Here is a 21795-nt window from a genome sequence, read left to right on the forward strand (position 1 = left end):
CTGTTGAGCTAGGTCTGAGAACTAAAAGGACTTGATATGCAAAAAAGCTCGATCACAGCCACCATAGACTTTGACCGAGAAGGTGTACAGCACGGCTTTTTAACGCTGCCCTATTCACATGACGACTCCGCTTGGGGAAGTATTATGATACCTATCACCGTGATCAAAAATGGTCACGGACCAACCGCACTGCTTACTGGCGGTAATCACGGAGACGAATACGAAGGCATCACCAGCCTGCTAAAATTGACGAACTCGCTTCAGGCAGATCAAATCCAAGGTCGTGTCATTATTGTACCCATGATGAACTTACCTGCGGTACAAAATGCCTCACGTACGTCGTTTATCGATAAGGGGAATTTAAATCGCAGCTTTCCCGGCAACCCCATAGGCACAGTGACCGAGAAAATTGCGGATTATTTTACTCGTTACCTAGTTCCTAAGTGCGATTTTGCGTTAGACATTCACTCAGGTGGTAAAACGTTAGATATCGTTCCGTTCGCCGCTGCCCATCGTCTCGACAATCTCGATCAAGAAGAAGCCTGCATATTAGGTGCAAAACTGTTTGGCGCACCTTACACCATGATCTTGCTCGAAATGGACGCCACCAGCCTGTATGACACTGCCGTGGAGTCTCAGGGAAAAATCTTTGTTACCACCGAACTAAGAGGAGGCGGAACCAGCACTCCAGAAACCATCGCTTATTCCGACCGTGGCATTCGCAACTTCTTACGCTTCTCAGGCAACTTGCCCGGTGACTACGAACAACCAACCCAACCAACTAAGTTATTAGATATGCCTGATGCAAGTTGTTATGTGCAAAGCCAGCACCACGGCATCACAGAATACTTATTTGATCTTGGCGATACCGTCAAAAAGGGAGATGTATTAGTGAGAATCTTCTCGACCGAGCGCACAGGTAACGCCCCCGTTGAGTACAAGTCACAGCGCAATGGTATTTTCGCGGCACGTCGTTTTCCTGCTATGGTGAATATCGGTGACACTATCGCAGTTATAGCCGAAGACTGCGGCGAGATAGGCTGATTGAAAAGCCAACCAAAGAAATCAAAACAAATGGCATACCAGAAGCAAACTGGAAAGCACCTTATAACAGCGACCAGTCATCAGCCTTTATGAAATGATTAGTATTCAACAGGGAGACTCATAATGCGCCTCGATCGCTACGACGTAAAAATTCTACAAATACTTCATGATAATGGTCGTATCACCAAATCTCACCTTGCCGAGGCCATCAACCTATCCGTGAGCCCTTGCTGGGAGCGCGTCAAAAAACTGGAAGAAGCAGGCATCATTGAAGGTTACGGAGCAAAAGTAAATACCGATATTTTGTTCAAACGAACGTCAGTTATGGTTGAAGTTACGCTCAAAGAACACAACGCCCAAGCGTTCAAACGCTTCGAGCAACTGGTTCAACATTCACCAGAAGTCACTGATTGCTATGCCACGGGCGGTGGTGTCGATTACATCCTTAAAATTCAGTCAGAAGATATCGACCAATATCAGCGGCTTATCGACAACTGGTTAGACTCAGATGTGGGCATTGAGCGCTACTTTACTTACATTGTGACAAAAACAATCAAACGTGATGCGGGCACATTCGAAGTAAACCAAAACGCTTTGTTATAAAAGGGAAAATGCGCATCAGGCGTTAACAGAAAAAACACCATATTTAACGGCACTAAAAAGAAAGTTCTGACGTTTTAAACCTCGGTATCAGAAATTATTTCGGTCACTTCTCCATTACAGTTTCATTATGGACAACGATGCTGGGAGAAGGACTCATGACAGCACTGCACAGCTTACACGCTGAAGAATTAAAAGCCTCGCACGACATGATGGCGATAATGAAAGACGTACGTTTGGTGAGAGGTTTAGCGTACGTGAATGGCAAATGGTTAAGTGGTGATCAATTTCATCCGGTGGATAACCCAGCAGATGGCACGGTCATCGGTTACATCACTAAGCTATCTCAGCAACAACTCTATCAAGCGATTGATGAAGCCGACCAAGCCTTTCGTCAATGGCGAAAAATGCAAGCAGAAGAGCGCGCTGAAATTCTCATGCGTTGGCACGACCTGATTCTAGAATCAAAGCAAGATCTTGCTCATTTGATGGTGATGGAGCAAGGAAAAACACTAGGTGATGCTGTAGGTGAGATTGACTACGGCGCATCCTTTGTTCGTTGGTTTGCCGAAGAAGCACGCCGCAGCTATGGTGAAACCATCCCAAGTCATATTCCGAATGCGCAGCTATCAACCGTGCGCGAGCCGATTGGTGTCGTAGCACTGATTACGCCATGGAACTTTCCTAATGCCATGATCACACGCAAAGCCGCAGCCGCACTAGCAATAGGCTGTCCGGTGCTCATTAAGCCCGCCAGTGAAACGCCTTTTTCTGCGTTAGCGTTGGCAGAGTTAGCAGACCGAGCTGGCTTTCCACCTGGTGTATTTAACGTGATCACTGGCGATGCGGTGATGGTGTCACAAACCTTGTGTCACTCCGATAAAGTCAAAGCGCTCTCGTTCACAGGCTCAACTCGAGTAGGCAAACTATTGCTACGCGACGCGGCACAAACCGTGAAGAAGTGCAGTATGGAGCTCGGTGGTAACGCCCCTTTCATCGTGCTGCCAGATATGGATGTTGAGCAAGCAGCCAAAGCCGCCGTGGATGCGAAGTTTCAAACCGCAGGACAAGACTGCTTGGCCGCAAACCGTATTTTCGTCCCCGACGATAAGTACGAAGCGTTTTTGGAAGCGTTTGCCAAAGAAATGAGCCACATCGTTTTGGGCAATGGCTTAGACGAAAAAATCACCATGGGACCGCTTATTAATCGCACTGCGGTGGATAAAGCGCATGATTTGGTGCGTGACGCGCTCGACAAAGGCGCGCGATTGGTAGCGGGATACCACCAGCCCGTACCAGGCGAAAACTTCTTCGCGCCGACATTGCTAGCCGATGTCACCCCTGAAATGGCGGTGTATCGCGAAGAGAATTTTTGTCCTGTGGCAGGCGTATTGCCTTACCAAGACTTAGATACCGTGATTGAAATGAGCAACGACACTGAGTACGGCTTAGCTGCCTATGTTTATGGTCACGATATTCACCAAATTTGGCACTGCATGCGCGGTTTGGAGTTTGGCATGGTGAGCGTGAACTCCGTCAAAATGACAGGGCCCCCTATCCCATTCGGCGGCGTGAAACAGTCTGGTCTTGGACGAGAAGGAAGCCGTCACGGATTTGAAGAATACAGCGAAATCAAATACTGCTGCTTAGGCGCTTTACCAACCGTCAGTGGCAGTTGAGACACGAAATATGGATATCCAATTATTCGAGGAGAAGGATCATGAGTAACAAAACCCAACAACTTTTAGAGATCGATCGTCAGAGAGTATTTCATGCCTCAACCCACCTAAAGCAGTATGCGGCCGGGGAGCTTCCGGGAAGAATTATCTCGAGCGGAAGCGGAATACGCATCACCGATTCAGAAGGCATCGAGCTGATAGACGGCTTTGCCGGGTTGTATTGTGTAAACATTGGCTATGGCAGGACCGAAATGGCCGATGCGATTTATGAGCAAGCCAAAGAACTGGCGTACTACCACACGTACGTCGGTCATACGAACGAAGCGCTCGTGACACTGTCAGATCGCATCATCAAAATGGCGCCTGAAGGCATGAGCAAAGTTTACTACGGCATGTCAGGCAGCGACGCGAACGAAACTCAACTTAAGTTGGTATGGTATTACAACAATGCTCGTGGTCTACCAGAGAAGAAAAAAATCATTTCGCGTGACCGCGGCTACCATGGTTCAAGTATCGCGTCCGGTTCAATGACAGGTTTGCCGCTGTTCCACGCCCATTTTGATTTACCACTTGAGCGTATCAAACACACCATCGCGCCATATTATTATCGCCGTGAAGACGAGAGTATGTCTGAGCTCGAATTCTCTCAATATTGCGCAGATCAACTCGAAGCGATGATCTTGGAAGAAGGCCCAGAAACGGTAGCAGCAATGATTGCAGAACCAGTGCTCGGTACTGGCGGTATTGTGCCACCACCAGCAGGGTACTGGCAGGCGATTCGCAAAGTGCTCGACAAATACGATGTACTCTTGATTGCGGATGAAGTGGTGTGTGGCTTTGGTCGCCTCGGCTCCGATTTTGGCTCACTGCACTACGACATGAAACCAGATCTCATCACGGTAGCGAAAGGGTTAACCTCAGCGTATCAACCGCTGTCTGGCGTGATCGTCGGTGAACGAGTTTGGAGTGTGCTAGAAAACGGCACCGACCAATGGGGCGCTATCGGACACGGTTATACCTACTCTGGTCACCCAATGGGAGCGGCAGCCGCGAACTGCAACCTCGATATCATTGAACGTGAAGGCTTGGTAAAAAACGCGGCCGAAGTCGGCGCTTACTTGCAGCAACGCATGGCGGAGACGTTTAGCGATCATCCATTGGTCGGTGATACTCGTGGCGTTGGCTTGTTGCATGCGTTGGAGTTTTCTTCAGACAAGCTCCGCCGTGCACACTTTGATCCAAACTTGAAAGTAGGCCCGCAAATCGCGGCGGCCTGTTTAGAGCAAGGCTTAATCGCTCGCGCTATGCCACATGGTGACATCCTCGGTTTTGCTCCACCGCTTATCGCGAATCGTAACGATATAGACACCATTGTCGACAAAGCGCATCAAGCGGTAAACAAAGTGATGGATAACCTCGTCACATCTAAACAGTGGCAGCCATAACCCACCTAGATTTCAGTAATGCTCGCGGGCTTTGGAGAAGGCCCGCTTTGCACTTTCCATTAAAGAGACAACAAGCCAACCAAACATTTTAGACCCATAGAAAGCACTATTATTTACTACAAGTGGCAATAGTGGGTAAAATGCCCAAAATTGCGCACTAACTGGATGAAACATGGCAAAACTTACCCTTCAAGAACAAATGCTGAAAGCTGGCTTAGTTAATGAAAAGAAACTAAAGAAAGCGAAGAAAGGCTCAAAAAAATCACGCGTTCAAGCACGCGAAGTAAAAGCGGCGGTTGAAGAGAATAAACGCCAACAGTTAGAGCGTAATAAACAATTGAGCGAGCAACAAAATGCTGAGCGATTAAATAAAGAGATCAAAGCGCAGATCAATCAATTGATTGAGATGAACAAGATCGACTTAAAAGATGGCGACATCAAATACAACTTCACTCACGGTACGCTAGTGAAATCACTTTATGTAGATTCACTTATCCGCGAGCAGTTGATCAAAGGTATTTTGGCAATCGCAATTGTTGGTGAAAGCTATGTTGTCATTCCACGTGGAGTAGCGAATAAAATTGCTCAACGTGATGAGTCCGTCATCATCGAACAGAAAGAAGCAGAATCTGACATTCCAGCAGAAGACGATCCATACGCAGATTTCGTCGTGCCTGACGATTTGATGTGGTAACAATAAATAATCGATGCATCAACGAAAAGAACCGCTGATGTAACATCAGCGGCTCTTTTTATAGAAAAATAATCTACAGAGATGATGTGTTGTTATTGCTTACTTAGTAGCAAATTCGCACCTGATGCGGCTAAAAACAACGAACATCCGCGATTGAAACGTTTCGCCATTTTGGGATTTGAAAACCAATGTCTCAAGTACAAACCAAAGATGGCATAGATTGAAATGGCGACCATTTCTAATATCAAAAACATCGAGCCAAGGGCAAAAAACTGCTCTTGAACGTTGGCATTGGCATCAACAAATTGCGGCAAGAATGCAGTAAAAATAAGTATCGCTTTCGGGTTGCCAGCAGCAAGCGTAAATTCTTGCTTCGCAAGTCCTGCGTAATTGCGCGAATTGTCCAAGTCAGAGATCGGGCTGGACTCTGAACGCCAAAGGTTAAACGCAATCCACAGTAGATACAGCGCCCCTACCAGCTTTATTGCCAAAAATAGCATTTCTGACGTATACAAAATCACAGCCAGACCTGATGCAGACAACGCAATCATTGCTGAAAAAGCGGCAATTCTGCCTAAACTAGCCGTAAACGCGGCCCTAAAGCCGTAACAACGAGCATTATTCATTGCCAATAAATTGTTTGGGCCTGGAGCCATATTTAGAGCAAAGCAAGCAGGGATAAAAAGGAGAAGCTGCCAAATATCCATAATAAAATGGTCTTAGTGAGTGATTTTGATCGGTACCCTAACATTTGTTAATAAAGTGAGTAAACCACAAACCGATCTTAAAGCAACTCAGCATCAAATCGTGCCGTGCGAGCTTGAACTAACGTGCAGTTCGTTTCAGCCATCAGCTCCGCTAAGGTGATGTTTGGGTTTTGTCTCACCAAACGTATCAACTTCACGTCCAAAGGTTCCAATTTGTCTTGGTGAGCAAGTAGAGCTTGTTCGATCTTGTTGATCGCAAATCGCATCGTCTCTGCTTCTTCGTTTTTGAGAAGCTCTAAAAACGCTTTTACATCCAAAGCCTCGCCTGAGATTTGCCAGTGACGAGATCGTCTAATTCTCTTAAGATCGCACTGTTTTTCTGCTGCGAGTGTTTTCGCTCGCTTGGCATGGTCGCCCCCAATACGGTGAATCAAGGATGGGAGCGAAATCGTAATCTTCGTCTCTTTCATGGCCTTTTCTTTCATCGTCTTAGCCCTCAACCACCGACACATTCTCGCCAACCCAAGCCAACAACTGTTTTGCCGCTTTGGATAACACCTGATTTTGACGCACGATGTAGCCGAAATCAGTGTTTGGAAAACTTGGCAAAGGCGTAACTTCTCGAGAAAGCTTTAATCTCGGATCGAGCGAAAAATCCGGCACAATAGCAGTCCCAAACCCCGCTTCCGCCCAGTCGATTTGTGCTTCCACACTGCCCACTTCCATCACGCGATGCTTAGGCAGATTTAGCTCAGGTAAAGACGCATCAATCAGCTCTCGGGTTCGAGTATCGTGCCCTAGCAGGATCAGCGTCTGGCTCTCTTTTCGATTGTCTTGCCACTCAAAAATGTTATCACCAAACGCACACCAGTGAATTTGCGTGAGAGGCGTAAAATGCAGCGGTTGACTCTCTTTTTGTGCGATAACAAAGCCGATATCGGCACGCGCACTTTTCACCAAATCCACGGCTTGAGAAGATGTGGTATTGAACAATGCCAAGTCGATCCCCGGATATTCACTTTTGAATTGCTGAAATGGTTTGATAAGCAGTAAACGTGAAACAATATCGCTCGCCGCAATAGAAAGCGTCCCCTGCGTAAGATCGTTGATGGCATTGAGATCTGACTGACAAATTTGCAGCTCATTGAGCATCCGCTGCGCCGTAGCTAACAAACGCTTCCCCGCTTGCGTCAACTGCACGGGATTTCGCTCAATCAATTTCGTGCGCGTGGCTTGCTCCAACTGCTTGATATGCAAACTTACGTTCGGCTGCGTCATGTGCAGTTCCGTCGCTGTTTTACCAAAGTGTTTTACCTCTGCAAGAGTTACGAAGGTTCGCAGCCAGTTCAAATCTAACATTGCCAATTCCGATATGAGATTCTTATCAAGTTAATGAGTATAATTAATTTCTCTTATTATGGCGAACACCTTAAGATTTTTGCATCTGTTTTTGGAGATTAAATTATGTCGTCTATCGTTGTTGTGGGTGCAAACTGGGGTGATGAAGGCAAAGGCCGCATCGTTGACTTTTTGGCAGAGCAAGCTTCTGCGAGCATTCGTTTCCAAGGTGGTAACAACGCGGGTCACACCGTGGTTAACGATCTAGGTACGTTCAAGCTGCACCAGCTTCCAAGTGGCGTATTCAACCCTGACTGTTTGGCAGTGTTAGGTCCGGGTATGGTTATCAGCCCTGCGTTGCTGTCTCAGGAGATTGCGGAAGTTGAAGAAGCAGGCGTAAAAGTGAATATGTGCATCTCTGATCGCGCAACACTGTGTCTACCTCTACATGCACTAGAAGATACGCTAGAAGAACAACGTTTAGGCGACAAAGCATACGGCTCAACTCGTCAAGGTATTGCACCTGCGTACGGTGACCGCGTAATGAAGAAAGGCATCCTAGTTGGTTGGTTGAAGCAACCAGAAGTATTGGTTGAACGCCTTCAATTCATGATGGATTGGAAACTGCCACAACTGCGTGCGCTTTACCCAACATTCGAGTTTGAACAAACCGCTGAAGAACTGGCGAACTGGCTGCTAGAAGTTTCTGCACCTTGGCGCGATTCAATTTGCAACGTAACGCTTCCTCTAAAAGAACTACAAGCGAAAGACAAAACTCTATTGTTCGAAGCGCAGCTTGGCGCGGGTCGTGACCTTGTTTACGGTGAGTACCCTTGGACAACATCTTCTAACGTTGTATCAATGTACGCGGGTATCGGTAGTGGCCTTCCGGCACTTCGTCCTGAACGCGTTATTGCGGTTGCAAAAGCCTTCAGCTCATCAGTGGGTACTGGTACGTTGATCACTGCAATGGAAGAGCAAGACGCTTTCCGCGAACTTGCTGGCGAGTTCGGTGCAACTACGGGTCGTCCACGCGACATGGGCTACTTCGACGCAGTCGCTACGAAAAATGGCGTTGAACTGCAAGCCGCAACTGAAATTGCACTAACGAAAGTAGACTGTTTGACTGGCCTTAACGATCTGAAAATCTGTGTTGGCTACGAAGGCGACCACAGCGAAAACCCAATCTGGCCTCAAACTGCCTCTCTTGCGCCAATCTACGAGAAGATGGAAAGCTGGAGCGAGGACATCACAGGTTGTCGTAAGTTTGAAGAGCTTCCAGTAGCAGCTCAGAAATACGTTCTACGCATTGAGGAACTCATGGGCGTACCAGTAAAAATGGTGTCTGTGGGTCCTGGTCGTGAACAAATGATTATGCGATAAGATGTGAATTAACACATCATTGGCAAGCGGCTTTTATCTGTTCCGGGGTAAAGCCGCTTTTTTTTACACTGTAAACTTTGAAAAATTGCACGGCTAAATTCATGTTTAGTAACCTCATCACGAGACTCCTACCTCCTTTATTTATAAATCAATAAATTATAGGGTTTAACACGTTGTGCACGTTACTAGCACATCTCACTTGTTAAAGAAGCACGTCAATTAGGTTAACTGGTTGATTTGATATTCTTTAAGTGATTAGTTGATCACGATCTTCATCTGCAATTTGTTGAACTAGTACTCAAAAAATCTAACCCGCTGTTTTTAGGATAGATGAGTTCCCCAACATCCAACCTAACAGCAGGTGATTCCCATGACGAAAAATCTTTTCCGCCTCAGTACGATAACTCTCGGTTTATGCATCAGTTCGTTCTCTTTTGCGCAATCCGATCTTCCGAACATTAAAATCCTTGCCACTGGTGGCACCATAGCAGGCGCAGGTCAATCTGCAACAGAGTCAAACTACACAGCAGGTAAAGTCGGCGTTGAATCATTGATTTCTGCGGTGCCGAGTATGACCAACATTGCCGATATTTCTGGAGAGCAAGTGGTCAGTATCGGTTCACAAGATATGAATAATGATGTGTGGCTAAAATTATCGAAAAGAGTTAATGAGCTACTCGCTCAAGATGATGTTGACGGCATCGTCATTACTCATGGTACGGATACGTTAGAGGAAACCGCTTACTTCCTTGATCTGACCGTCAAGAGCAAAAAGCCTGTCGTGATCGTTGGTGCAATGCGTCCTTCCACCGCAATGAGTGCTGATGGACCAGTCAACTTATACAATGCAGTCGTAACAGCCACCGATGAAGATTCAGAAGGACGTGGCGTGCTAGTCGCAATGAATGACACGATTTTCGATGCGCGAGATGTGACAAAAACCAATACAACCTCCGTCAGCACTTTCCAGTCACCCAACTTTGGTGCTATCGGCTACATTCATAATAGCGATGCCAAATATCAACGAAGCCCAGAGCGTAAACATACGACAGAAACCCCATTCGATGTATCAAAGCTTACTAAGTTGCCTAAGGTCGGTATTGTTTATAACTATGCAAATGCCTCCAATTTGCCAGTGAAAGCCTTTGTGGATGCGAATTTTGACGGCATCGTAAGTGCTGGTGTCGGTAATGGTAACTTGTACCACACTGTGTTTGATGAGCTAGAGAAAGCGAGTAAAGATGGCGTTGTTGTTGTAAGAAGCTCCCGAACGCCTAGCGGCTCAACCACTTTGGATGCTGAAATTGATGACGAAAAATACGGCTTTGTTGCCGCTGGTACATTGAACCCACAAAAAGCACGTATCTTACTGATGCTGTCACTGACTCAGACCAAAAACTATCAAGACATCCAAAAGATGTTCCAATACTATTAATTCTGTCTAAGGTTCATTCGATAGAGGAGGTATACATCTTACCTCCTCTTGCACATAGCGACATGAGCGTCTCTTGTTAGCCAAACAAGCGACGCTTCATTCCTGCTTTTTCCAGAATACGCGTAGTAATTTCCTCAACAGACAGAGAGGACGTATTGATATATGGGATCGCCTCTCTTCTAAACAACGCCTCAACAGTGTCTAGCTCCAGCTTACACTGCTCTGTGCTAGCGTAATCACTTCCAGACAAACGATTTTCACGGATTTCAGTCAAACGTTCAGGGTCGATAGTAAGCCCAAACAACTTATGACGATGGATCTCAAATTCAGGCAACAAACGCATCATCTTCACATCTTCCGCAATGAACGGATAGTTCACAACACGTAAACCAAATTGCATCGCCATATACAAGCTAGTCGGCGTTTTTCCACTGCGCGACACGCCAAGTAAGATAATATCAGCTTGCTCCAACCCTTTTAGCGTAATGCCATCATCATGCGCCAATGTGTATTCAATGGCCGCAATACGGTCAAAATAGGTGTCGGAATCTTTCCCCACGCTGCGAGAACGCTGCAACTTAGGCTTTGGTGCCATCTGAATGTCGTCTTGCACTTTCTGCACAATACTCTCCAACACATCGTAACTGTATGCCGGCGCTTCAAGCAGCATTTCACGTACTTCTGGAACGACAATTGAGAAAAAGACCAGAGGTTTGACGCCATTGCGCTGGTAGGAAGTTTCAATTTCTTTGACTACGTCAGTAGCTTTGTCCTGGCTTTCTACAAACGGAAAGGTTTTTTCGTTAGGAATGAACGGAAATTGACCGAGAACAACATGCCCTAATGTCTCACATGTTATCGCCGTACCGTCAGAAACATAGAACACATCACGACTTTGGTTATTTATTTGCATTTCTGTTTAATTTTTCAAAATCTTTTGAGTAGGATGGTACACATAATATTAATAAATCAGTTTGGCTTTCAGTTAGGTTCACCACAGCTTTAAAAATTCTTTTGAATTTTTTTCAGCCAGAACGTAATCGTTTGCCTTTGATATCAATCTAAATGAAGCAATGTATGGTCAACGTGTAATAACAGCCAACATGCGATTGTTTAGATCGATTTAAGTCCCCCTACTAAGCTGCAATGTTTCTGGAGAAAGACATGCAAAAGAACACCCTCTGGTTCAATGGCCTATCCATGGATGATGTCGACAAAGTCGGCGGTAAGAATGCTTCACTTGGCGAAATGGTTTCTAACCTAGCAAACGCAGGCGTTTCTGTACCAAATGGTTTTGCGACAACCTCATACGCGTTTAACCAATTCCTTGACCACGAAGGTTTGGATGAGCGTATTCACCAATTACTCGATGAACTAGACGTTGAAGATGTAGAAGCTCTGCGTAAGACAGGTGCAAACATTCGTCAATGGGTATTAGAGGCCCCTTTCCCTGCGGACCTTGAACAAGAAATTCGTGAAAACTACCAAGAACTGATCGAAGGCAATCCTGAGCTTTCAGTCGCAGTTCGTTCATCTGCTACGGCAGAAGACCTACCTGATGCTTCTTTTGCTGGTCAGCAAGAAACGTTTTTGAACGTGAAAGGCATCGACGCAGTACTAGAAGCAACTAAGCACGTTTACGCTTCTCTATTTAACGACCGTGCGATTTCTTACCGCGTTCACCAAGGGTTCGACCACCGTGGCATCTCGCTATCTGCGGGTATCCAACGTATGGTGCGTTCAGATAAAGCCTCGTCGGGTGTTATGTTTACACTAGACACTGAATCGGGTTTCGACCAAGTTGTCTTCATCACCTCTTCATGGGGTCTAGGCGAGATGGTCGTTCAAGGTGCAGTAAACCCTGACGAGTTCTACGTTCACAAGCCAATGCTTGAAGCAGGCGAACACCCAATCGTTAAGAAAACATTTGGTTCTAAGTTGATCAAAATGATCTACTCAGATAACCAAGAAATCGGCAAACAAGTTGATATCGTTGATACTTCTGATGAAGAGCGCAACACGTTCTCATTGAACGACGACGAGATTAAAGAGCTCGCAAAACAAGCAATGATCATCGAAAAGCACTATCAGCGTCCAATGGACATTGAATGGGCAAAAGATGGCATTGATGGCAAGCTGTACATTGTTCAAGCGCGTCCTGAAACCGTATGTTCACAAACGGAACAAAACGTGATTGAGCGCTACGAGCTACAAAACAAAGCGGATGTTTTAGTTGAAGGTCGTGCAATCGGTCAGCGCATCGGTAAAGGCGTGGTTCGCTTGGTTGACTCTCTGGACCAAATGTCTTTAGTCCAAGAAGGTGACGTGCTAGTTACAGACATGACTGACCCAGATTGGGAACCAGTGATGAAAAAAGCATCTGCAATCGTAACCAACCGTGGTGGCCGTACTTGCCACGCAGCCATCATCGCTCGTGAGCTTGGTATTCCTGCAATCGTTGGCTGTGGCGATGCGACAAGCAAGTTAACCGATGGTGCAACCGTGACCGTATCTTGTTCTGAAGGTGAAACGGGCTACGTTTACCAAGGTGAACTTGAATTTGATGTAAAACGCTCTTCTGTTGATGAACTGCCACTGCTACCAACAAAAGTGATGATGAACGTGGGTAACCCTGATCGTGCGTTTGACTTCGCACAAATTCCAAATGAAGGTGTTGGTCTTGCTCGTCTTGAATTCATCATCAATAAGATGATTGGTATCCACCCGAAAGCATTACTTAACTTTGATGCACAAAGCGATGAGCTAAAAGCAGAAATCACTCAGCGTATTCGTGGTTACAAAGATCCTATCGATTTCTACGTAAGCAAACTGACAGAAGGTATCGCAACCATTGCTGCGGCATTTTGGCCGAAACGCGTTATTGTTCGTATGTCTGACTTTAAGTCTAACGAATACAGCAACTTGGTTGGCGGTAAAGCATACGAACCGCATGAAGAAAACCCAATGCTTGGCTTCCGTGGCGCGTCTCGTTACATTTCTCCAGTGTTTGAAGACTGCTTCGAGCTAGAAACTCAAGCAATCAAACGCGTTCGTAACGAAATGGGTCTGAAAAACGTTGAAATCATGATCCCATTTGTGCGTACACCAAGCGAAGCAGCATCAGTGATTGATTTGCTAGCGAAGTTTGATCTGCGCCGTGGCGATCAGGGTCTTAAAGTCATCATGATGTGCGAACTGCCATCCAACGCGGTCCTTGCCGATGAGTTCTTGAAGTACTTTGACGGCTTCTCGATTGGCTCAAACGACATGACTCAGTTAACGCTTGGACTTGATCGTGACTCTGGCGATGTTGCACATCTATTTGATGAGCGCAACCCAGCAGTTAAGCTGATGCTTCAGATGGCGATTGACGCGGCAACAAAAGCAGGCAAATACGTTGGTATTTGTGGTCAAGGCCCATCAGACCACGACGACCTAGCGGAATGGCTAATGGATCAAGGAATTAGCTCTGTATCACTAAACCCAGATACGGTTATCGATACTTGGTTAAAACTCGGTAAAGTTAGCAGCAAGTAACACACGATAAACTCTAGCCCTCACACTCCACTTGTGAGGGCTTTGTTATTCACACGTCATTTCACAATCAGTTCGTGATTCCTCTCTCAAGTTCGTCATTTAGTCAATTTCATTATCAAAGTCTGATGACCTAAAATGAATGGTATATCGATAACTCCAGAGAGAATTTGATGAAAAAGCCTATCGCACTCCTTACTACATTGATGCTCCTGGCATCCCCTGCTTATGCCGATTGGGATGAAATTTCCAATAAAATGTCTGAGCTTGGCGACGCAGTTTCTGATACTGCACAAGATGCTTGGGACGACACCAAAGCGTTTTCAAAACAAGCGTGGCAAGATTTCACGAACTGGTCCGAGGAAGCGATCAATACCGCAGGCGAATGGACAGAAGCCAGCATCGAGAAAAGCAAAGAATGGATAGATGCTGCCGACAAAAAAATTGATGAGCTGATGGAAGGCGATACGCCAGAAGAAGCTCGCCAAGCCGTGGACTTAATGGCAGATAGCGCTTTGCTCAAGTTATTTAATGAAAAGCCGGAGGCAAAAGCTATTTACGACAACGCGTACGGCTACGCGGTCTTTGATTCTCGTAAATTATCTTTGCTGTTTCACACCAACTCAGGGTCAGGAGTCGCAGTGAATAAGGAAACAGAAGAACGCACTTATATGAATATGTTTGGTTTGGGCGTTGCACTTGGGGCTGGCGGCAAATTTTACCAACAAGTGGTTCTGTTTGAGAGCAAAGAAGACTTTGATACGTTCGTCAACGAAGGATGGGAGGCCACAAGTGAAGCCTCTGCTGTTGCGGGCGAAGATTCAGAGCAACTTTCAAAACAATTTAACAGCGGCGTCGCCGTCTATCAGTTGAACGCTAAAGGTTTGCTCATCGATGCTAACGTGTCTGGTTCTAAATATTGGGTTAACGAAGAGCTCACTAACTCGCAGTAATGCATAGCAACTAATCGCTTAAATAAAACCGTTGTTATGCACCCTTATCAATAAGTTAACGGGGATATGATTCCTCAAAACTGAGCACTTACGCAACTTTCTCTATGGAAGTCACCAGAAGATGGCGACTTCCCTTTCTCGTTGGATTGCTTTTGGTTATGCTTGCGCAAAACCACCTGCAATTCGGTATCCCATGCCTGACAATAACTTTAATAATCTGCTAGCAGAAGCAATTTCTGCTCTTAACACGCCTAACTTTACTCCTAAACTTATGCGTGTCATTCGCACTCTTTTTCATTTTGATTGCGCAGTTATTTTAGGTTACCGAGAAGGTAAACATCCTATTTATCTCTACGACTCAATTGAGAACGAGCGAGAGTTACTTTTTCAACGCTACCTTACTGACTCATTTCAAAATGACCCTTTTTTTCTCAAACTAAACGAGACAAAGCAACAAGGCGTATTTACGCTCAAAGACGTGGCGCGTAAAGGCGTTGACTTCACCTCATACTGCGAGCAGTTCTATCATCAAACAGGGTGGAAAGACGAACTTAGCATGCTAGTCGAAGTTGAATCTGGCCGTTGGGTCATGCTGTACTTCGGATATATGACTGATGGAAAATACTTTTCTCAGCAACAAATCAATAAGCTAAAGCCCTATTTCCCGATAATTCAGTCGCTTTGTCAGCAGCATTGGAAACAAACGGAATTTACCTTTTCTGAGCCTGTTTTTGCACAGAGTGCTTATTCTGGCAGTATGCGATTAGCCATTGAGCAAGCTTTAGCAACGTTTGGCGTAGAATCACTCACCCGTCGCGAACAAGAGGTGGCTTCGCTTCTCGCTCAAGGGTTTGACACCAAAGAAATTGCCGCGCGGTTACACTTAGTTCAAGGCACGGTCAAAAATCATCGAAAGCGAATTTACTCGCAATTAAATGTGTCTTCATTGAGTGAGTTATTCCAGCTTTTCCTCAATCACCTCATTCTCCATTCAAGATAAAAAACTGTCCCTTAAGGGATATATCGAGAAAAGGTGTCGCGTTTTAGTCTGAATACAACAACCACTAAAACAGACAAAAAGAATGACGACACCATTACTGCAAGATTTACAAGATCGTGGCTTGATTGCACAAGCCAGCGATTTGGAAGAAATTCAGACACTTCTCTCACAGCCACAAACCGTTTACTGCGGCTTCGATCCTACAGCTGGCAGCTTGCATATCGGCCACCTCGTGCCTTTGATTATGCTTAAGCGCTTTCAAGATGCCGGACACCAAGCTGTTGCCTTGATTGGCGGTGCAACGGGCATGATTGGCGACCCAAGCTTTAAAGCGACTGAGCGCAGTCTGAACTCAGAAGAAATCGTCTCAGGCTGGGTTAACGATCTTTCTAATCAAATTCAGCAGTTGATGAACCACCAACTGACCAAGCCGATGATCATGGTGAACAATGCTGACTGGATGAAAGCGATCAATGTGATCGACTTCTTTCGCGATGTGGGTAAGCACTTCTCGATCAATACTATGGTCAACCGAGAATCGGTAAAACAACGCCTGCAACGACCTGACCAAGGTATCTCCTTCACCGAATTTAGCTACGCCCTACTGCAATCGTACGATTTTGCCGAGCTAAACCGTCGATACGGTTGCCGTTTGCAAATCGGTGGCAATGACCAATGGGGAAACATCGTCAGCGGGATCGATTTAACTCGCCGTCAAAATGGTGAGCAAGTATTTGGCTTAACTCTGCCGCTGATCACCAAATCCGATGGTACCAAATTTGGCAAAACCGAAGGCGGTGCAGTATGGCTAGATCCTAGCAAAACCTCTCCTTACGCGTTCTACCAGTTCTGGCTTGGCGCAGAAGACGCAGACGTTTACCACTTCTTGCGTTACTACACATTCTTGAGCTGCGAAGAAATTGCCAGCATTGAAGCGCAAGACCAAGCAAGCCAAGGTAAGCCACAAGCACAACGTATCCTCGCTGAGGAAATGACGCGATTTGTTCATGGCGAAGAAGGCCTAGCTAGCGCCGAGCGCATCACTCAAGCTTTATTCAGCGGTAATGTGCAACAACTGAGTTTGGGTGAATTAAAACAATTGGAGTTGGATGGTTTACCAAGCATTGAGAGCGCACAACAAGATTTGGTTGAGCTGTTGATTGAGTCGGGTTTAGCAAGTTCGAAGCGTGTTGCACGCGAACACATCAGCAACAACGCCATCAGTGTAAACGGTGAAAAAGTGGCGGCTGATAACCCAAGTTTGAGCTTCCCACTGTTTGATCAATATTGGTTACTGCAACGCGGTAAAAAGCACTTCTGCCTCGTGAAGCGTGCCGCGTAGTAACACTCGAAGTACAAAGCCCATAAAAAATTCCCCTCACCGCTTTCGTGATGAGGGGAATTCAAATTTGAACGATTTTAAGCCTAACAATAGGCAAAGGCGTTGCTTATTGCGTTCTTAAACGTTGCCAGTACTTTTCGTAAATCGCTAACGTTTCTGCGCCAACATCATTAATAAACTCGCCTTTTTTCATGTCTTCTGATGAAGGGAAAATAGTACGGTTATTTTTCAACTCTTCTGGCAATTTGTCACGCCCAGCGTTCGTTGCCGACGCATAACCCAAACTGGTCACGATTTCCGCTTGGTTCTCTGATTGGTACATGAAGTTAATAAATTTATGCGCCAATGCTTTGTTTTTACTGCCAGACGGAATAGTGAAGTTGTCCATCCACAATACCGCGCCCTCTTCCGGCATCACGAACTTCAGCTCAGGCATTTCAACCTGTCCTTGGAATGCGTTGCCGTTCCATTGCATGCCGACCGATGTTTCACCGGACACGTAAGGGACTTGCGGCGCATCTGAGTTGTACAGTAATACGTTGTTTTTCAGCGCTACTAGAGAATCAAAAGCCTGCTCGATTTCAGCTTCGTCTTTTGTATTCACGCTATGGCCATTTTTCTTCAGCGCCATACCGAACACGTCGCGGACGTCATCAATCAACATGACTTGTTGTTCGTATTGAGACTCCCATAAGTCTGCCCATTTGGTCACTGGTTGCTCAACCATGGATTCGTTGTAGCTGATCCCGGTAATGCCCCAAATATAAGGCAGCGAGTAATCATTTTTAGGATCGTGCGCTTGGCCAAGTAAACCGTCCATTGTGTCTTGCATGTTTGGCACTTGAGCGTGATCTATTTTCGAAAGCAGCCCTTCTCGCCCCATTTTTTCAATGAAGTACGCAGAAGCAAAAACCACATCGTAACCAGAACCTTTTAGCAATTTTAGCTTGGTATACATTGATTCATTATTCTCAAAGGTCGAATAATTAATCGTAACGCCTTCTTGTTTTTCAAACGCTTTTAACGATGCTTCCGGCAAATAGCCACCCCATGCATAAACGTTCAACGTTTTGCTATCTGCATGAGCAAACATGCTGAGCACAAGAGCACTCAGCCCCAATCCTTTGATGATTAATTTCATGGTATGCGATCCAACCAGTCCAGCGACGCGCTGGGATTCGGGTGCATAATTAGGTAATTATTACCCAATTGAAAGAAAATTTAATTAATCTTTAACAGCAAAAATATTTATCGAATTTATAAAATTAACGCATGTTTTTAATATCGACTGTGCATACCAAAATGATGAGACATTCCATCTTCCATTCGACCGCCTTTCCAGCCACCAGAGCCGAGTAAATTAAGCACATCTTGAGCGGTATAATCGGCACCAGAAAAGAAATCATGCGCCACGTCTGAGCGTATTGCTTGCAATTCTGGTTGGTTTTCCAAATCAAGATCTTGCGGATTCGCATACAACGCCAACGCAATTTTTTGTTGGCACGCGCTTAAGCTTAACTCGCTGGTGCTCGTCTTTACCTGACCAACCGAAAAGTACTCACGACTGCCGTATCCCACTATCAATCTGGTACTCATTAGCTTAATCACTTTCTTAATGCGGCGACGTTGTATAAATCTCAACATGTTTTGTTATTCCTGTATTAAGTTGGCTATGTCGTATTCTTCTGTTCGAATTAAAACACTCTGTTTTATCCGCGAAATTTCTCTAGCGCTTTTCGCGATGATCGGTTGTATAATACGATCCTGAAATATTTTGTTACGTTACCTCGGTAACCCCTGAGACTGCAACATGAACAACAGCAGATGGGTCGGCTTTATAGGCGGCACGATTGTCTTACTTAATACCTTTATCCTCTTCGGATCTTCCGTCCACTCTGCTTGGTACCGAATCCCTGCGGAAGCCATTCATGGTATCGCCTTCACTTTGGCTTTTGGTTTAGGGTTAAACAGCCTGCTGGCGTACGCGACGGCAGTGATTACTCTTGCTGCACTATTCTACATTGGCTTTGTCGTTAGCTATCGGGTCCATCAGAAACTTAAATAAACTTCTGTCTCAACCTGAGCTTAATAACGGATACTTGGTAACTAAAAAGGGAGCAAACGCTCCCTTTTTAGTTATCAGCATGTAGATGTTCTATGCCCGCTTTAATCATTAAGGTGGCATACCCTCAACGACTGCTGCATACCTGAAACATCATCACCTAAATACTCAACCGTCATTGGAACCTTGGCCAACAGAGTAAAACTAGAGTCACTGAACCTTCCATCAGCATCACTCTCCAAATGAACAAAAAACGCAGGCTTATCCGCAATCAATGTAATTTTCCTCCCTTCAATAGAGACACCTATATTGGCTTTCGCTATCGGCAAGGTTTTTAGCTCGTGAGTACTAAACCATGTGTTGCTTATTCTGTCTTCACCGATTTGCGCTTCAACATACAAGAAGCCTGACGTAAGTTCGTCCTTCTCGATCGATTCATCCAATTGCCACAAAATCGTATTGCTGTCTGCTATGACTGTTTGTTCTAAGCTCCAACATTGCTTTTCTTTCCCTTGCCAATCTACCCACTTGAGCAGTGCGTTGACGCTTGCGGGCGCCTTGGCATCATTGAGCAAATGTAGGCTCAACTTGCCTGTATGCTCGGAAAATACCAAATACTGCGGCGCAAAAAAGCGTTTTGCATGGTAGTGCAACTGCTTCCATCGACCACTGTATTCCAAACTAGACCAAGAGCTGACAGGCCAGTTATCGTTGAGTTGCCAGTACAGCATGCCGCGACAAACTGGAGAAATGGCACGCCAATGATCGCATGCAGTTTTGATCGCGATTGCCTGCTGAACTTGACTTAAATACAGCATGCTCTCAAATCCAGAGGGAAAACGAAAATAGCGCGTGAACATCTCTGTGATAATACTATTACCACGCGGGTTCTTCTGATGTTGTTCGAAAGTTGGGGATGTAATATTCCAGTCTTGCTCAGGGACAAACCGCTTAACTTCAGCAAAAGATGGCCAAGATTGAAAACCAAACTCAGAGCAAAAACGAGGATTCACGTCAATGTAGGCACTGAATGATTTTCCTGAATGCCAAACGTCCCAAAAGTGCATATCGCCTTTACTATCATCATGCCACGCATCACCGAAATCCAGTTCACCATTACATGGGGAACTTGGCCAGAAACGGCGAGTGCTATCTTGCTCGGTAATCTCCTTCTCAATCATGCGGTTGAGGCGATCGTAGTTAACCGTGTATTTGACTTGGCTGCGCTTAGATTCGTCATACCAACCAATAGCTCCAATCACTTCATTGTCACCACACCAAAGTGCGATTGATGGGTGCTTCTTAAGCCTCGGGATTTGGAATCTAAGTTCTTCTTCTACGTCTTTTAAAAACTCGTCGTTTGATGGGTACAACGAGCAGGCGAACATCATGTCTTGCCACACCAACAAGCCAAGTTCATCACAAAGGTTATAAAAGGTTTCACTCTCGTACTGACCACCGCCCCATACGCGAATCATGTTCATGTTGGCGTCAACCGCACTTTGCAAAAGGTTGCGATAACGTGTTTCGTACTCTCGCCCCGGCATTGCGTCAATAGGGATCCAGTTGGCACCTTTAGCATTAATCGGTACGCCATTGACGATAAATTCCATTGCAGAGCCGTGCTCATCAGCTTGGTTATTTAGGGTTAACTGACGCAAACCAATGTTGTGCGTTAACTTTTGCTCTCTGCAAGAAATGGTAATGGGATAGAGATACGCTTCGCCATAACCCGATGGCCACCAGCGTTGAGGCTCCAAAATGTGGAACTGGCAATGATAGTGACCACTTCCTTTTGTTTGAATACATTGACGCTCACCATTAAATTCAACCATCATTTCATGGCGTTGACTGTCCGTTTCCACTTCAACTACTACATCAAGAAACACACTCCCATCGGCTTGCCATTGCTGCTCTGTCGAGAAGCCTTTGAGCCAAAGCTCATTCACAATGTCGATTTGAATGGGGTCGTAAATACCCGATACCATCAAGCAAATGCCCCAGTCCCATCCGGAATGGCATTGTGTTTTGCGGATCAAGTTCATGTGTGGAATTTGGTTGTTGCCCATTGCCGATGGAATAGGAAATGGCAGTTTTTTTGCTCTTGCGATACCTTCTAAATCCGCCCGAGCAAACTCAACCCGAATCGTGTTAGTGCCTTGCTTTAAATGCGGTTTAATATCCACACGTTGCTGGGTAAACATGTTGCTGCAAGTTAGTGCTAGCTCACCATTAACATAGAAGGTTGCCAATGTATCGACACGAGTTAGCGTCATCCAAATTTGCTTGGCAGACAACGTAAACGCGTCGACGTCAAACTCACGTGAGATATGCCACTCACACTCTTCAGTCCATCGAACTTTGTTTTCATTATCGGCAAAATAAGGATCAGGAATCTGCTCTGCTTGTAAAAGCGCCGACACATTATCGCCCGGAATAAACATTGGAATTTCAAGATTGGGGCGCTGTGGCGAGGTAAGCATCCACTGCCCGTTAAGTTCGAAGTGAGCCATCGAGTTAAACCTTAGCTTGGGAAAAACATATTTTCTCAATGTAATCCTGACAATCCCATGCAAAAA

General features: G+C 45.6%; 19 protein-coding genes. 12 read left to right on the forward strand and 7 right to left on the reverse strand.

Going from position 1 to position 21795, the window contains the following annotated elements; translation table 11 throughout:
• Positions 1–36 precede the first annotated feature (36 nt).
• The 5 genes from doeB (at position 37) to R7P36_RS05310 (ending at position 5462) form a co-directional block, all read left to right on the forward strand.
• On the forward strand, positions 37–1044 hold the full coding sequence (gene doeB / locus R7P36_RS05290; RefSeq protein WP_213899227.1) for a N(2)-acetyl-L-2,4-diaminobutanoate deacetylase DoeB: 1008 nt from the start codon (positions 37–39) through the stop codon (positions 1042–1044).
• A 123-nt stretch (positions 1045–1167) separates the two neighbouring features.
• Positions 1168–1647: an Lrp/AsnC family transcriptional regulator gene (locus tag R7P36_RS05295; protein ID WP_005373784.1), complete on the forward strand. Its 480-nt coding sequence runs from the start codon at positions 1168–1170 to the stop codon at positions 1645–1647.
• 155 nt (positions 1648–1802) lie between these two features.
• On the forward strand, positions 1803–3323 hold the full coding sequence (locus R7P36_RS05300; RefSeq protein ID WP_213899228.1) for an NAD-dependent succinate-semialdehyde dehydrogenase: 1521 nt from the start codon (positions 1803–1805) through the stop codon (positions 3321–3323).
• Between the two features lie 41 nt (positions 3324–3364).
• Complete coding sequence (locus R7P36_RS05305; RefSeq protein WP_017633577.1) at positions 3365–4768, forward strand: aspartate aminotransferase family protein; 1404 nt, start codon at positions 3365–3367, stop codon at positions 4766–4768.
• A 172-nt stretch (positions 4769–4940) separates the two neighbouring features.
• Complete coding sequence (locus tag R7P36_RS05310; RefSeq protein WP_213899229.1) at positions 4941–5462, forward strand: DUF2058 domain-containing protein; 522 nt, start codon at positions 4941–4943, stop codon at positions 5460–5462.
• Between the two features lie 92 nt (positions 5463–5554).
• On the opposite strand, the gene R7P36_RS05315 is transcribed toward R7P36_RS05310, so the two are convergent.
• The 3 genes from R7P36_RS05315 to R7P36_RS05325 all read right to left on the reverse strand — a co-directional run bounded on the left by R7P36_RS05315 (position 5555) and on the right by R7P36_RS05325 (position 7528).
• Positions 5555–6169, reverse strand: a complete 615-nt coding sequence (locus R7P36_RS05315; protein WP_213899230.1) for a LysE family translocator — start codon at positions 6167–6169, stop codon at positions 5555–5557.
• Positions 6170–6246: 77 nt separating this feature from the next.
• Positions 6247–6639: a ribosome recycling factor family protein gene (locus R7P36_RS05320; RefSeq protein ID WP_054577722.1), complete on the reverse strand. Its 393-nt coding sequence runs from the start codon at positions 6637–6639 to the stop codon at positions 6247–6249.
• Positions 6640–6658: 19 nt separating this feature from the next.
• On the reverse strand, positions 6659–7528 hold the full coding sequence (locus tag R7P36_RS05325; protein WP_005373812.1) for a LysR family transcriptional regulator: 870 nt from the start codon (positions 7526–7528) through the stop codon (positions 6659–6661).
• 105 nt (positions 7529–7633) lie between these two features.
• On the opposite strand from R7P36_RS05325, the gene R7P36_RS05330 reads away from it, so the two are divergent.
• Together R7P36_RS05330 and ansB are read left to right on the forward strand one after the other, a co-directional pair.
• Positions 7634–8890 (forward strand): adenylosuccinate synthase, encoded by a 1257-nt coding sequence (locus R7P36_RS05330; RefSeq protein WP_005373814.1) that lies wholly within the window; start codon positions 7634–7636, stop codon positions 8888–8890.
• Between the two features lie 370 nt (positions 8891–9260).
• A complete protein-coding gene (ansB, locus tag R7P36_RS05335; RefSeq protein WP_213899231.1) occupies positions 9261–10325 on the forward strand; it encodes an L-asparaginase 2 in 1065 nt (354 codons plus the stop codon).
• 76 nt (positions 10326–10401) lie between these two features.
• Here the strand turns inward: ansB and R7P36_RS05340 are convergent, their stop codons facing one another.
• Complete coding sequence (locus R7P36_RS05340) at positions 10402–11238, reverse strand: pyruvate, water dikinase regulatory protein (protein ID WP_005373820.1); 837 nt, start codon at positions 11236–11238, stop codon at positions 10402–10404.
• A gap of 251 nt (positions 11239–11489) precedes the next feature.
• On the opposite strand from R7P36_RS05340, the gene ppsA reads away from it, so the two are divergent.
• The 4 genes from ppsA to tyrS all read left to right on the forward strand — a co-directional run bounded on the left by ppsA (position 11490) and on the right by tyrS (position 17154).
• Positions 11490–13862, forward strand: coding sequence for a phosphoenolpyruvate synthase (gene ppsA, locus R7P36_RS05345; RefSeq protein WP_213899232.1), 2373 nt, complete (start codon positions 11490–11492; stop codon positions 13860–13862).
• 170 nt (positions 13863–14032) lie between these two features.
• Positions 14033–14812: a hypothetical protein gene (locus tag R7P36_RS05350; protein WP_005373824.1), complete on the forward strand. Its 780-nt coding sequence runs from the start codon at positions 14033–14035 to the stop codon at positions 14810–14812.
• Between the two features lie 193 nt (positions 14813–15005).
• On the forward strand, positions 15006–15812 hold the full coding sequence (locus tag R7P36_RS05355) for a response regulator transcription factor (protein ID WP_021707696.1): 807 nt from the start codon (positions 15006–15008) through the stop codon (positions 15810–15812).
• Positions 15813–15894: 82 nt separating this feature from the next.
• Positions 15895–17154: a tyrosine--tRNA ligase gene (gene tyrS / locus R7P36_RS05360; protein WP_042523265.1), complete on the forward strand. Its 1260-nt coding sequence runs from the start codon at positions 15895–15897 to the stop codon at positions 17152–17154.
• A 106-nt stretch (positions 17155–17260) separates the two neighbouring features.
• On the opposite strand, the gene R7P36_RS05365 is transcribed toward tyrS, so the two are convergent.
• Together R7P36_RS05365 and R7P36_RS05370 are read right to left on the reverse strand one after the other, a co-directional pair.
• Positions 17261–18295: an ABC transporter substrate-binding protein gene (locus tag R7P36_RS05365; protein WP_047102765.1), complete on the reverse strand. Its 1035-nt coding sequence runs from the start codon at positions 18293–18295 to the stop codon at positions 17261–17263.
• 137 nt (positions 18296–18432) lie between these two features.
• Positions 18433–18798, reverse strand: coding sequence for a DUF6559 family protein (locus R7P36_RS05370; protein ID WP_054576155.1), 366 nt, complete (start codon positions 18796–18798; stop codon positions 18433–18435).
• Positions 18799–18964: 166 nt separating this feature from the next.
• Between R7P36_RS05370 and R7P36_RS05375 the strand changes: the two genes are divergently transcribed.
• Positions 18965–19219 (forward strand): hypothetical protein, encoded by a 255-nt coding sequence (locus R7P36_RS05375; RefSeq protein ID WP_086047535.1) that lies wholly within the window; start codon positions 18965–18967, stop codon positions 19217–19219.
• 101 nt (positions 19220–19320) lie between these two features.
• On the opposite strand, the gene R7P36_RS05380 is transcribed toward R7P36_RS05375, so the two are convergent.
• Positions 19321–21729 carry a beta-mannosidase gene (locus R7P36_RS05380; protein WP_213899233.1) on the reverse strand — a complete coding sequence of 803 codons (2409 nt, stop codon included), beginning with the start codon at positions 21727–21729 and terminating at the stop codon, positions 19321–19323.
• Between the last annotated feature and the right edge of the window lie 66 nt (positions 21730–21795).

This window comes from Vibrio sp. 397, assembly GCF_033339395.1.
In the GTDB taxonomy this organism is placed as follows: Bacteria; Pseudomonadota; Gammaproteobacteria; order Enterobacterales; family Vibrionaceae; genus Vibrio; species Vibrio alginolyticus.